The 13,612-nt window shown below is 39.2% G+C and carries 13 protein-coding genes and 1 pseudogene; 13 read left to right on the top strand and 1 reads right to left on the bottom strand.

Annotation, left to right across the window (positions count from 1 at the left end):
* The first annotated feature begins 302 nt into the window (after window positions 1–302).
* The 3 genes from FWJ32_RS12615 to FWJ32_RS12605 all read left to right on the top strand — a co-directional run bounded on the left by FWJ32_RS12615 (window position 303) and on the right by FWJ32_RS12605 (window position 2,910).
* Window positions 303–1,142: an Asp23/Gls24 family envelope stress response protein gene (locus FWJ32_RS12615; RefSeq protein WP_149546322.1), complete on the top strand. Its 840-nt coding sequence runs from the start codon at window positions 303–305 to the stop codon at window positions 1,140–1,142.
* Complete coding sequence (rlmD, locus tag FWJ32_RS12610; protein WP_149546321.1) at window positions 1,139–2,332, top strand: 23S rRNA (uracil(1939)-C(5))-methyltransferase RlmD; 1,194 nt, start codon at window positions 1,139–1,141, stop codon at window positions 2,330–2,332. Before FWJ32_RS12615 ends, rlmD begins: the two co-directional genes overlap by 4 nt.
* A gap of 314 nt (window positions 2,333–2,646) precedes the next feature.
* A complete protein-coding gene (locus FWJ32_RS12605) occupies window positions 2,647–2,910 on the top strand; it encodes a type II toxin-antitoxin system Phd/YefM family antitoxin (RefSeq protein WP_149546320.1) in 264 nt (87 codons plus the stop codon).
* 204 nt (window positions 2,911–3,114) lie between these two features.
* On the opposite strand, the pseudogene FWJ32_RS13955 reads toward FWJ32_RS12605, so the two are convergent.
* Window positions 3,115–3,222, bottom strand: a pseudogene (locus FWJ32_RS13955) (biotin transporter BioY); the annotation flags it as partial.
* 281 nt (window positions 3,223–3,503) lie between these two features.
* On the opposite strand from FWJ32_RS13955, the gene FWJ32_RS12590 reads away from it, so the two are divergent.
* From FWJ32_RS12590 to FWJ32_RS12545, 10 genes are all read left to right on the top strand, one after another.
* Window positions 3,504–4,316: a sugar phosphate isomerase/epimerase family protein gene (locus FWJ32_RS12590; RefSeq protein ID WP_149546319.1), complete on the top strand. Its 813-nt coding sequence runs from the start codon at window positions 3,504–3,506 to the stop codon at window positions 4,314–4,316.
* A gap of 49 nt (window positions 4,317–4,365) precedes the next feature.
* Entirely contained in the window at window positions 4,366–5,340 is a 975-nt protein-coding gene (locus tag FWJ32_RS12585; protein ID WP_149546318.1) for a Gfo/Idh/MocA family protein, read from the top strand.
* Window positions 5,341–5,539: 199 nt separating this feature from the next.
* Window positions 5,540–6,547 (top strand): LacI family DNA-binding transcriptional regulator, encoded by a 1,008-nt coding sequence (locus FWJ32_RS12580; RefSeq protein ID WP_149546317.1) that lies wholly within the window; start codon window positions 5,540–5,542, stop codon window positions 6,545–6,547.
* A 70-nt stretch (window positions 6,548–6,617) separates the two neighbouring features.
* Complete coding sequence (locus FWJ32_RS12575) at window positions 6,618–7,622, top strand: ABC transporter substrate-binding protein (protein WP_149546316.1); 1,005 nt, start codon at window positions 6,618–6,620, stop codon at window positions 7,620–7,622.
* A 141-nt stretch (window positions 7,623–7,763) separates the two neighbouring features.
* On the top strand, window positions 7,764–9,275 hold the full coding sequence (locus tag FWJ32_RS12570; RefSeq protein WP_149546315.1) for a sugar ABC transporter ATP-binding protein: 1,512 nt from the start codon (window positions 7,764–7,766) through the stop codon (window positions 9,273–9,275).
* The gene (locus FWJ32_RS12565; RefSeq protein ID WP_149546314.1) at window positions 9,268–10,311 is read left to right on the top strand and encodes an ABC transporter permease; all 1,044 of its coding nucleotides are present in this window, start codon (window positions 9,268–9,270) and stop codon (window positions 10,309–10,311) included. The genes FWJ32_RS12570 and FWJ32_RS12565 overlap by 8 nt, the downstream gene beginning before the upstream one ends.
* A gap of 21 nt (window positions 10,312–10,332) precedes the next feature.
* Window positions 10,333–11,373 carry a Gfo/Idh/MocA family protein gene (locus tag FWJ32_RS12560; protein WP_149546313.1) on the top strand — a complete coding sequence of 347 codons (1,041 nt, stop codon included), beginning with the start codon at window positions 10,333–10,335 and terminating at the stop codon, window positions 11,371–11,373.
* A gap of 14 nt (window positions 11,374–11,387) precedes the next feature.
* Window positions 11,388–12,302, top strand: a complete 915-nt coding sequence (locus FWJ32_RS12555) for a sugar phosphate isomerase/epimerase family protein (RefSeq protein WP_149546312.1) — start codon at window positions 11,388–11,390, stop codon at window positions 12,300–12,302.
* A gap of 342 nt (window positions 12,303–12,644) precedes the next feature.
* Complete coding sequence (locus FWJ32_RS12550; protein WP_149546311.1) at window positions 12,645–13,091, top strand: P-loop NTPase family protein; 447 nt, start codon at window positions 12,645–12,647, stop codon at window positions 13,089–13,091.
* Between the two features lie 81 nt (window positions 13,092–13,172).
* Window positions 13,173–13,424 (top strand): type II toxin-antitoxin system prevent-host-death family antitoxin, encoded by a 252-nt coding sequence (locus tag FWJ32_RS12545; protein ID WP_149546310.1) that lies wholly within the window; start codon window positions 13,173–13,175, stop codon window positions 13,422–13,424.
* Window positions 13,425–13,612: the final 188 nt, after the last annotated feature.

Here is a 13,612-nt window from a genome sequence, read left to right as displayed (position 1 = left end):
TAAATTTTGTTAATGTTGGATTAAACATACATAACGTTTTCCTATGATAATTCATTATGGTGAGGTCTTTAATAACCTAAAAATACTTGACGCGATCGAATGATTTCCAGGGCTTTTTTTATTGGAGTTTATCTGATAAAATAAATATAATTAAGACTCTGGGATAGAAAGACCACTTTCGGATGATAGTGGCATCTCTTTTAGAGTATCATAGACTTACTTTAATGATGCATTTGATGCTCACCATCATCCTTCATAAAAGTTCTCACACAAATATAATTGCGATTCTGGAGGAGAATATAATGAAGGTATATGCGCTGGTAGGAGAAAGCGGAACAGGTAAAAGCCATAGAGCACAGCAGATAGCAGGCATGAAAAAAATAGAGTGTATAATAGATGATGGCCTTCTTATAAGAAATAACAGGATAGTTGCTGGAATTTCAGCCAAAAGAGAGAAGAGCAAGATTGCTGCTATAAGACGGGCAATCTTTATGGATAAATCCCATGCAGAAGAGGTAAGAGCTAAGATTAATGAGATACAACCCAGGAGCGTACTGATACTGGGTACATCAGAAAGGATGATTGAATCTATTATAAGCGCCCTGAACCTGCCTCCAGTTGACGAGGTTATAAGAATTGAGGATGTGGCTACGCCTGAAGAGATAGAGGCAGCCAAACACACGCGCCAGGCAGAAGGGATACATGTGATACCAGTACCAACGTTTGAGGTAAAAAAACAGTTCTCTGGCTATTTCATAGATGCAGTAAAGATGTTTTTTACAGACAGCAAAAATAGGAACAGGTTTGTGGAAAAAGCCGTGGTGAGACCTACCTACAGTTACATGGGAAAATATACCATATCAGAGAGTGCAATCATTTCGATTGTTGCCCATGAGGCGGAAAGCGTTGACGGGGTGGCCAGGGTATCAAAGGTGCTTGTAAACAATACCCCTGACGGTCTTAAATTGAGTTTGGAGATTATTGTAAACTATGGAGCAAATATAGTGGCAGTCCTTACAAGGGTGCAGGCTGCTGTGAGAAAAATGGTAGAAAATATGACGGCTCTCAATGTGGCAAATGTGGATGTCACAGCAAAGGGCCTGGCCATAAAAGATGTAAAGCAACTGGAGGGAAAGCATTGAGTAGAACAGTATTGAGGTTTGATAACATAGAAAAAATACAGCCGCTATGCCCACATTTTGTTGAGTGCGGAGGCTGTGCATATCAGGATATACCTTATATCGAACAATTAAAGGTCAAAGAAGAATATATGAAAAATCTTTTAATGAAGAATGGTTTTTCTGTGGACGTATATGAGGGGATAAAGCCCAGCCCTGAGGCTTACGGCTACAAGAATAAGATGGAGTTCTCCTTCGGGGACTATAAAAAAGGAGGAGAGCTTACCCTGGGTTTGCACAGAAAAGGAAGGTTTATGGATATATTGAGCACAGAATGTTGTAAGATTGTAGACGATGACTTTAATGCGATAGTTAAAAGCACCCAGGAATACTTCAGGAAAAGCAGACTGCCACATTACAATAGAAAAACCCACAATGGATATCAACGCTTTCTTATAGTGAGGAAAGGAAAGAACACGGGAGAAATACTTATAAATCTTGTAACCACGTCACAAGTGGAATTTGATCTTACCGGATACGTTGAGGAAATAAAAAGATTGAGACTTAGAGGTACGCTGACAGGCATACTGCATACAGTAGATGATAGCCCATCCGATGCAATCAAACCAGAAAAAATTGAAACTCTTTTTGGCAGAGACTATATATATGAAAAAATTTTCGACTTCATGTTCAAGATATCTCCATTCTCATTCTTCCAGACCAACACAAAAGGAGCAGAAATTTTGTATGGCAAGGTCAGGGAATATGCGGGTGACATAAAAGGCAAGAAGATTTTAGACCTGTACTGCGGCACAGGCACCATAGGAATAACCCTTGCAAGGGATGCGAAAGAGGTATTGGGGATTGAGTTAGTTGATGAGGCAGTACAGGCCGCAAGAGAAAATGCTAGACTAAATAATATAGACAACTGCCAATTCTTTGTTGGTGACACCTCTGAGGCTTTAAGTAGCATTGGTATGCGACCCGACATTGTTATTGTAGATCCACCCAGGCCAGGCATAGGCGCAAAGACTGCAAGAGATATCATAGGCCTGGCCCCTGATGTGATTGTATATGTATCCTGTAACCCTCTCTCACTCATGGAAGATTTGAAAATCTGGAATAATGATTACTCGATTAAAAGAATCATTAATGTCGACATGTTTCCCCACACTTCACATATAGAGTGTGTAGTATTGATAGAGGGAAAGTAACATAAAAGAGAGTCAAAGAGAGCCATTGGGGACGGTTTCTGTGGCTCATTTTTAAGTTATCAAGTTATTACTTTCGCTATTGTAATTTACGCAGGCCGGTTAATAAATATTTTGATACTTAGTTTGATGATATTATAATTGTTGCTGAAACAATTAACGGCCACCAAAGCACAGGAAGCATTATAATGACTATTTAAAATTAAATTGAGCTTGCAGTACCCGCAGAGATATGAAAGATAACATAATTATTAATTGATATCATAGCATGAAAGAAGTATAATATGGTTAGAATGTTACTACAAGGAGTTGATACAATGCTGATTAAACCATCCGCAAGTATCCGGCAAAACTATAATGAAATTGCTGCCTTGTGCAAGTCTACCGGAGAGCCTATTTTTCTCACCAAGAACAGTGAGGGTGATCTCGTGGTAATGGATATAGAGGCTTTTGCCCGCCGAGAGAAAATGCTGAAGCTTAGAGAAGAACTGCTGGCTGTTGAGGAAGATCGCCTGGCCGGCCGTACCGGAGTTACACCAGATGAATTGGACAGCTATCTCGAAAACATTCTCTTTCTATAATGCCTGAACGATTCCCATTTCTTACTGCAGAATTTATCCCACTAAATAAATATCATAAGATGTTTGTCGAAAATTATTATCTGGTTCTATATCAAATTAAGGATCAAACAGTGTATGTTGATTATATTGTGGATTGCAAACAGGATTATGGGTGGTTGGTACGGTAGATTTATTTTTATTTTAGAATAAATTAGCTTTAATCAGTTACTTTCGAATTTGAGGGCCTATAAAAGTAGCAAGAAGAATCTTAGCAAGGTCTCCGGGTATAAAGGGTATCACACCTGCTGCAACTGCAGTATTTAAGGGCATATTAGCCTGATATGAGAGCTAAAGGATACCAGGGATATAGCATACGGCAGTACCCAATATCTATCATACCTGCAACACATAAATACCATTGTTAGTGTATAATTTTTGTAGGCAAAATTTGTATAAACATGAATATGTAAAAATGGATGATTATGTAAATAGAAAGTTACCAACAAATACTTGACACAAACTGACACAAACGCTGCAATGATGTTCTATTTTAAAATTGTGGTTTTTATGATAAAATCACATATGGAATATATTATAAAGAAAGGAAGGATGAGATGAATAGAATCATTGCAGTCAACTCAAATACCTATCACGGATATTCTATAGAAGATGCCATCAAAGGGATTACAGAGGTCGGATTTAAGTATATAGAATTGACAGCTACAAAAGGCTGGACAGAGCACGTATTTCCTACGATGAGCTTTCAGGAGCTTTGTAAAGTTAAGGATGAACTCAAGTCAGCCGGTCTCGTTCCGTTTGCCATGAGTGGTCACTGTAATTTAATGGACAGAAATCGTTTAAAGGATTTTATACTGAATATCAAGCTGGCAGCTTTTTTTAATAGCAGCTACATAATTTCTTCTGTAGGAGAAGCACATCTTAAAGATAATGCACAAGCTTCTGATTATGAGGTAACTGAACATATCAAAGAAGTTTTACCGTATCTTGAAGAATATAATATGGTACTTTGTCTCGAAACTCATGGAAAGCATGCAACAGGAAAACAGTTGAAAACTATAGTCGAGTTAGTGGATTCTCCCAGAGTCGTAATTAATTATGATACCGCCAATGTTATATTTTATGGTAACGTGAATCTGGAAGAAGATTTAGAGTCATGTATAGACAGGATCGGATATATACATCTGAAAGATAAAACTGGTGCATATAATGAATGGAATTTTCCGGCTATAGGAAAAGGACAAATCGATTTCAAAATGGTTGTGGATAAACTGGAAAAAGCCAATAATAACTGTCCATTAAGTATAGAGATAGAATTTACCAAAGAAGGCGCAAAGGACCTTGAGGAAGTGAACCAGGCAGTTAAGGATTCTTATGAATACCTCAAATATCTTGGACTTGATGTTTAACTATAAACACTATTACTGTGAAATAAGACATAAAAGGAGAAGAGTGAAAATGGTTAAAATTGGAATTGTCGGAATTGGCGGCATAGGTACCGTTCATTATAATAACTATCTACACATTGACGGGTGCAAGGTAATTGCTGCCGTGTGTCACTCCGAGCAAAGTAAAGAGAAAGCAAGAGTACTTAACTTAACTCCATATAATGACATAGCATCCATGGTAAAAAATGAGGATATAGATGTTATAGATATATGCACACCGACGTATCTGCACAAAGAACATGTTATTGAAAGTTTGAACCATGGAAAACATGTCATTGTGGAAAAACCCATAGCTCTTCACAAGAAAGATGCCGAGGAAATGTTTGACCTGGCTGACGAGAAAAACCTGTTTCTTTTTGTAGCTCAGGTTGTCAGGTTTGCGAAGGAATCAGAGATTCTCTATGAGGCTGTAAAGAGCGGGAAATACGGTAAACCGTTAGATGGGTATTTTGAGAGAATTACAGGTCGTCCTCAGTGGGTAAAAGATGGCTGGCTTTTTGACAAGGATAAAAGTGGTGTTTTACCTTTTGACCTGCATGTACATGACCTGGATTTGATTATAAGCCTTTTTGGAAAACCAAAAAGCTTCACCTTCACGAACTGCGGCAGAGCCGGGATTGATTATAAGGAGCAATACAGGTTCAATTATGTTTTTGAAAACATGAATGTCACTGCGGAAGCTGCCTGGTTCAATGCCAATTACCCATTCAGAGCAAGATGGCGTGTTTACTTTGAAAAAGGATTAATTGAGAATGACGGCGGAAAAGTAGTATTATACCGGCCGGATGAAGAACCGTTTTATTATCAACCGGAAGAAGAGGTATCAGTATCCACAGGTATTAATTTGCCGGCTACAGGAATGTTTTATCGAGAACTTTCCCATTTTGTCTCATGTATTGAAAAGGGAATTCCATCAGACAGGGTCAGCCGTGACCAGATCATAACCGGTGTAGATATTATGGAGAAAATAGTGAATAGAAGCTAAAACCGGCAATCCATTTCAAATGTTTAAAAATATATAAGAAAGTCATATCAAATGAATATTGACAAAGGGATTATTTATAGCTATACTAAAAATGATGATGTCGTAAGTTAGTTTTACATAAAAATGTAATGGATTACATTCGGAATTACCATAAGGTTCTCATAATATATGTGATAATCTCACACCTTGGAGGATTTATATGGCTACAATAGCAGATGTTGCAAGAGAAGCCAATGTTTCCGTGGCAACAGTGTCAAGGGTACTGAATCATCATAATTCTGTAAGAGCAGAAACACGCGAGAGAGTATATAAAGCCATAGAGAAACTTTCTTTTGAGCCCAACATGTCAGCAAGAAATTTGAGACGAAACGAGACGAGAGTTATCCTTATAGTTACACCCAACATTACAAATCCTTATTATTCCAATATTCTCACAGGCATTGGAGATAGTGCACAAGAATGTGGGTATAGTGCACTGATATACAATACCGGAGGCGATGAAGCCAGAGAAAAAACAGGCATGGATATGCTTAAAAAAAGAAGAGCAGATGGCGCAATACTTCTTGCAAGCAATATAGACTCCATTTGGATAAAAGAATACGCCGATAATTATCCAGTTGTTCTATGTTCTGAGTATCCATTGGGATTGGATGTACCGAGGGTTTCTATTGATAATTATAAAGCTGCCCTGGATGTAATGGATTACATTTTAAGCTTAGGGCATAAAAGAATAGCCACAATAAGCAGTTCCAACAATTATATTTCCACTGCGCTCAGACTCAAAGCTTACAAGGAATCACTTGAGCATCATGGTATTAAGGTATGTGAAGACTATATTGCATTTGCCGACTCTAATTACTCTTTCAAGAGCGGAAAGGAGGCAGCCTTTAAGCTTCTTAAACAAAAAAGTCGGCCTACAGCCATATTTTGTATATCAGACACTATTGCACTCGGTGCAATTACAGCAGCCAAAGAGTTGGGCATTCGTGTACCGGAAGAACTAAGTGTCATTGGCTTTGATGATGTGGATGACACAACGATGTTTCATCCATATATTACAACAGTTGCCCAACCTTGTTATGAATTGGGAAGAGAATCGTTCAGAATTCTGTATAAATGTATGAACAACGGTGACAAGACTATTGGAGCAACAGTGCTTCCCCATAAGTTTATTATCAGGGAATCATCAGCAGCAGTATCTTTTTAATTTGATGTTAGCTGCGAGAAAACGTTTCGCAGATAACAATAAACCAAATATAATTTGAGGGGGTTGTTTTATGAAAAAAGCAGTTGGTTTAATCTTAACACTGGTTTTAGTGTTATCGGTAGTTCTTGCGGGATGTGGGACGAGCACAACTACCAAACAGTCAGGTACTGCTTCAGATACTAATCAAGCCGGTACCACACAACAGCCGGCGAACAAAAAGTACAAGGTTGGTATTTTGGCACCCGCGGTTACTCACGGATGGGTTGCTGCTGTTGCTTATTATGCAGAGGCCCGTGCAAAAGAGCTGTCAGACCAGATTGAGTACCAGATTCAGACAAGTAGCAATGCAGAAGAAATGACTTCTCAATTGGATGACCTAATAACATGGGGAGCAGATGCAATAGTTGCATTTCCGCAATGGGAAGGAATGGAGGTGCCAATACAGAAGGCACTGGATGCCGGTATCAAGGTTGTAAACTTCGATATCGAAATTGCGGTGGACGGAGTTTACAGGGTTTCTGGGGACAACTATGGCATGGGTGTTGAAGGGGCAAAATATATTGTGGATAAAATAGGCAAAGAAGGAACTGTTGTTATATTGGAAGTTCCCTCATCCGGTTCTGTTTCTGAGTTGAGGAAAAAAGGGTTCCTTGATACGGTTGCCAAAATCGCGCCGGACTTGAAATTGCTTACCTATGCTACAAAGTTTACTCGTGAAGATGGGTTAAAGGACTTCGCAGATATTCTGACAAGCAATCCGCATATTGATGCCGTATTTTCAATGGATGATGAAACTTCCATAGGTGTACTGCAGGCCATCAGGGAAGCCGGAAGAACCGATATTAAGGTGATAACCGGTGGTGGTGGAATGCAGGAATACTTCAAGATGATGCCTGAAAATGAAGACATATGGTTAGAGTCAGCATTGTATAGTCCCGCAATGGTAAAGGATGCCATAGATGTGGCAGTTAAACTTCTGAAAGGTGAAGAGGTAGAGAAGGTTATAGTTATACCGACAACTATAGTAGACAGAACCAATTACAAAGATTATCTTGACGCGAATTCACCGTATTAATCTTTACCGAAAGCAGAGCAAAATCCTAAGTTTAAGAGAGGTTATAGCTTCGCTGTAACCTCTCTTAAATATACAGTTGTAAGTATTAGTAAGATTCAATAAAAAGCCTTTGTATAAGAAGAAAGGAATAGAGGCGATTTTATGTCAATTGAGATGAAAGATATTCGAAAATCATTTGGGAGTAACGAAGTTCTGAAAGGTGTCTCATTCACATTAAATAATGGAGAGATATGTGCACTTATTGGTGAAAACGGAGCAGGAAAATCGACTCTAATGAACATATTGGGTGGGGTTCTGAAAATGGATTCAGGCGCCATTTATTTGGATGGAAAGAAAGTAGAGTTCAATACCCCGGCAGAATCAATGGAAGCCGGAATAGCATTCATTCATCAAGAACTCAACCTTATTAATGACTTACCGATCTATGAAAATATGTTTATTGGCAGGGAAATTAAAAATAAAAGAGGCATACTTGATTTAAAGAAAATGATTCAGGAAACAGAAAAAGTATTCGAGAGAATGAATATAGATCTGGACCCCAGAACAATGGTCCGGGATCTTGATGTCTCATATAAACAGATAGTTGAGATATGCCGGGCCATGATGATGAATGCATCAGTTATTATAATGGATGAACCTACTACCTCATTGACTGAACCGGAAATAGAACGGGTTTTTAATATGATGAAAACATTGAAGGAACACAACGTCGGTATTATTTTTATATCACATAAACTCAATGAGGTAAAGAAAATTTGCGAGAGATATATGGTTCTCCGTGATGGTTATTTAGTAGCAGAGGGTAATGTCGATGAAGTTACTACAGATGACCTGGCACGATTTATGGTAGGACATAAGATAGAGACAAAATGTGTATTAAGAGATAAAAATCATGGAGATGAAGTTTTACGGGTAGAAAAACTTACCCATGACAATATCTTCAGGGATATAAGTTTTTCTGTTAGGGCCGGGGAAATTCTGGGGTTCACCGGACTTCTCGGAGACGGGCGAAGCGAGCTGTTTCAATCTATTTTCGGAGCAGATAGGATATCATCCGGTAAAATTTACTTTAACGGAAAAGAAATTAATATCCGCAGCACAGTAGAGGCACTTAATGAAGGTATAGGATATCTGCCGAGAAACAGAAAAGAAAACGGAATTATAAAAGACATGAATATACTTGAGAACGCTTCTATTGTAACATGGCCCAAATATGCGAAAAAAGGTGTGATTAACTGGCCTCTTCATGAAAAGTTGTTTGAAAATCAAGTGAAAACATTAAAAATTAAGATGGTGAAAAATACCGACAGCATTAATAACCTATCGGGTGGAAACCAGCAAAAGGTCGTCCTTGCAAAGTGGCTTTCCGCTAACCCAAAGCTGCTTATTCTGGATAACCCCACCCAGGGTGTCGATGTGGGGGCCAAAGAAGACATATATGAAATAATCCTAAAACTCGCAGCCGAAAATATTGCAGTGGTTGTATTGTCCAGCGAGGCACAGGAAATCATTAGAATATGTGACAGAGCTATTGTAATGTATCATGGAAGAATACAGGGCGAAGTAAGTGGGCAGACAATGAATGAACATGATATAATGCGACTTGCTACCGGCGGGAAATTGGGTCAAGTAGGAGGTATAGAAAATGAATAATGCTGATGCAAAGGAAAGGAAGAATTTTTTTGAGTCATTCAGAAATAAGTGGGCTAACGAACCGTTATTTAGCACAGCTATAGCGCTTTTGATTATGGTTATTTTACAGACGTTGGTTTTAGGATTTGATTATGACTCGATCGGCAGTTGGTTTAGCTCTTGGATGAATAACTGGATCAATATACTAAGGAACAATGCCAGCATAGGGATAATGTCTCTCGGAATGACCTTTGTTATAATTTCCGGAGGCATTGATCTGGCTGTAGGTTCAACCTTAGTGGCTACAGGTGCGGTGATTATGATGCTCATCGACAGCGGGCCGAAAGGGATTTTGATAAACATGGGAATAACCGGTGTGCCTGCTTTTGTAATCGCAATAATTCTCGTACTTCTCCTGGGAAATATACTTGGTACGGCGATAGGGCTACTGATTACAAAGGGCAAGATACCTCCTTTTATTGCCACATTGGGTGCCATGAAGATTTTCAGAAGTCTTACACAGCACTTTATGCAAGGTTATAACCCTACGGTGCCAAGGGAGTTTCTTACAATTTCCAATTTCAAAATAGGTAATCTCATGCTTATGCCTATAATCTATTGGGGAATAATTGCATACATACTTTATTATGTCTCCAAACGGACTGTATTTGGCAGACAGGTTATTGCGGTTGGTTCCAATGAAAAGGCAGCAAAACTTTCCGGTGTTAATGTAGAAAGGGTTAAGACTCTTGTATACACTCTTTCTGGTTTTCTGGTTTCCATTGCGGCTATTGTACAGGTATCACGAATCGGCTCCATGGATTTTGCCAATGCCGGAAACGGAAACGAAATGGACGCAATAGCTGCGGCCGTGGTCGGAGGAACCAGCATGAGCGGTGGAAAAGGAGACATTTTAGGAACGGTTTTCGGTATGCTGATCATTGCAGTTATGAACAATCTCTTGAATCTATTTGGGGTACCGCCGTTTTTGCGGGAGGCATTTAAAGGATTTATAGTTGTCGGTGCGGTTCTTTTACAAAGGAAGGAAAAAGCTTAAAGATTCGGAGGTGTGGAATTTATGCTTAATATCGGAATTATAGGGTGTGGGAAAATTGCACAGGTCAGGCATATACCCGAATATATTGACAATAAAAATTGTAAAATAGTAGGATTTTATGACAGAAACCTAAACAGGTCGGAAGAAATGGTAAAAAAGTATGGAGGTATTGCCTACGGTTCTTATCAAGAACTTTTGGAAAATAAGGATATAGATGCTGTGAGTATTTGTGTATCAAATAATTTGCATGCAGAAATAACAATAGCCGCACTGAAAGCGGGAAAACACGTTCTCTGTGAAAAACCTATGGCAACGACAATATCGGACTGTGAAGCTATGGTCAAAGCAGCAGAGGAAACAGGGAAAAAACTTCTTATCGGACATAACCAGAGACTGACACCTGCGCACAGGAAAGCCAAAGAACTTATTAAAGATGGGCTTATAGGAGATATTATTACATTCAGAACAACATTTGGGCACAGCGGGCCTGAAACCTGGAGTATCAACCCGGGCTCTGACGTTTGGTTCTTTGACAAAAAAGCTGCCGCCATTGGTGCTATGGCAGATTTGGGTGTCCATAAGACAGACCTTATCCAGTTTCTGACTGATGATACCATCATTGAAACAACCGCTAAACTTGTTACGCTTAACAAAAGGAACTCCGGTGGGGATCTTATTGATGTGGATGATAATGCCTTTTGCATATACAAAACGAAAAAGGGAATTGTTGGTACTATGACGGCAAGTTGGACCTTTTATGGGCCGGAGGACAACAGCACCATCCTATACGGAAGCAAGGGAATAATGAGAATTTATGATGATCCGAATTATTCCATCAGGGTTTTTCTCAAAAACGGTGAGAAGATTAATTTTGAACTGGAGAGTATTCAGACTAACGACAATCAGACCAAATCCGGTGTCATTGACCTTTTTGTCGACAGTATAATAAACGACAAGGAGACAGAACTATCGGGAAAGATTATACTCAGTGCCATGAGAGTTGTGTTTGCAAGCGTAGAATCATCAAAAACAGGGAGAACAGTCATTGTTGATCAGAATTAAGGAGGATGATTGAAATGAAGCTTGGACTTGTAAGTGCTATTCTTGCTGATTACAGCTTTGAAAAATTAATAGACACGGTAAGTGAATTGGGATATGAATGTGTTGAAGTGGCATGTTGGCCAAAAGGGAAATCGGAGAGAAGATATGCAGGAGTAACCCACATAGATGTGGATAATTTAACAGATCAGCAAGTTAATCATATAAAAGAATACTGTAAAAAAAAGAACGTAGAAATCTCATCTCTTGCCTTCTACCCCAATACCATCGGAAACAACACTGAAATGAGAGAGGCCAATGTTTCTCATCTTTATAAAGTCATTGATGCCAGTGCAAGGTTAGGCGTGAACCTGGTTACAACCTTTATTGGGAGAGATCAGTTTAAGAGCGTTGAAGAGAACATTGAACTTTTTAAAGAGGTGTGGCCGCCGATCATAAACTATGCGGAGCTAAAAGGGGTAAAGGTAGCCATCGAGAATTGTCCGATGCTTTTCGGGGAAGACCAGTGGCCCGGCGGACAAAATCTTTTTATGTCGCCAAAGATATGGAGAGAGATGTTTAATATAATCCCGAGTAAGAATTTTGGTATAAACCTGGATCCGAGCCATTTTATATGGCAGATGATGGACTATATAAATCCGATTTATGAATTCAGGGACAGAATCTTTCATGTGCATTTCAAAGATATAAAAATTCATTATGATAAATTAAAAGAAGTCGGGGTCATGGCATATCCGCTGGAATATATGAGCCCCAAAATTCCCGGATTGGGTGATGTTGACTGGGGAGCATTCGTATCGGCACTTACTGACATAGGATATAATGGATATGCTTGCGTCGAAATTGAGGATAGGGCGTTTGAGGTAAACAATGAGAGGATTCTGGAGAGTTTAAAGCTTTCAAAGAGATACCTGGAACAATTTGTGATCTAAACGAAAGTCGATTCGGGCGTAAGAAGGCAATTTTCGGATGATAGTGGCATCCATGCACCTGGTCGTTCGTCTTGATACTCTATAAATTCGTGGTTTGTACTCCGCCGGGTATACCTCCATTTGATACTCTGGTATTTCCACTTATTATGAGGTGTCTAAAATGGTTTATCTTTTCCAACCTCCGACCTCTCACCTCTGACTTCTGTTACGCCAAATGCCCCGGCTGCACTTGCCACTCATTTAGAGTATCATAGACTCACTTTAAGGATGCATTTGATGCTCACCATCATCCTTCATAAAAGTTCTCACACAAATATAATTGCGATTCTGGAGGAGAATATAATGAAGGTATATGCGCTGGTAGGAGAAAGCGGAACAGGTAAAAGCCATAGAGCACAGCAGATAGCAGGCATGAAAAAAATAGAGTGTATAATAGATGATGGCCTTCTTATAAGAAATAACAGGATAGTTGCTGGAATTTCAGCCAAAAGAGAGAAGAGCAAGATTGCTGCTATAAGACGGGCAATCTTTATGGATAAATCCCATGCAGAAGAGGTAAGAGCTAAGATTAATGAGATACAACCCAGGAGCGTACTGATACTGGGTACATCAGAAAGGATGATTGAATCTATTATAAGCGCCCTGAACCTGCCTCCAGTTGACGAGGTTATAAGAATTGAGGATGTGGCTACGCCTGAAGAGATAGAGGCAGCCAAACACACGCGCCAGGCAGAAGGGATACATGTGATACCAGTACCAATAGTAAAAAATTCCATCTGCCTCAAATAGTAAAATACTATTTTTGTGAATTCATAAGTATAGGTTGATTTTATCCTATATTCAGTACATAATAATAACGAGATGATATCTATGATGATAAATACAAATTTGATAGTATCCACGACGGACGCAAATCAAAACTTCTCAAAGGTTGTGCGTTTAGTTGATGAAGAAGGTCTTGCTGTTATTATGAAAAACAACAAGCCGAGATATGTTGTGGTTGACTTTGAAGAATACGATGAAATCCAAGCAATGCGTGAAGCAAGAAAGCGTAAAATAAACGAAACAGCAGACAAAATCCTTGCCGACAATATAGAGGCGTTTAAGGAGCTTGCAAAATGATGTTCTTGACGGTTGAAGAGATTATTGATTTACACAAAAAGCTGATACAACCAACCGGAGGTCTTGACGGGCTGCGTGATAAAGGTTTGTGTAGATTGTCAAGTAATATTGACCCCTTTTTGCAACTAATTCTGACCCCCCTTGTAGTCCCTGTGTAACTTATCTTTCGTACGATAGCTGTTTCCATT

It is taken from the genome of Calorimonas adulescens (assembly GCF_008274215.1).
In the GTDB taxonomy this organism is placed as follows: Bacteria; Bacillota; Thermoanaerobacteria; order Thermoanaerobacterales; family UBA4877; genus Calorimonas; species Calorimonas adulescens.
Note: the sequence above shows the minus strand (reverse complement) of the source record. Positions and strands in the feature narration are given on the sequence as shown.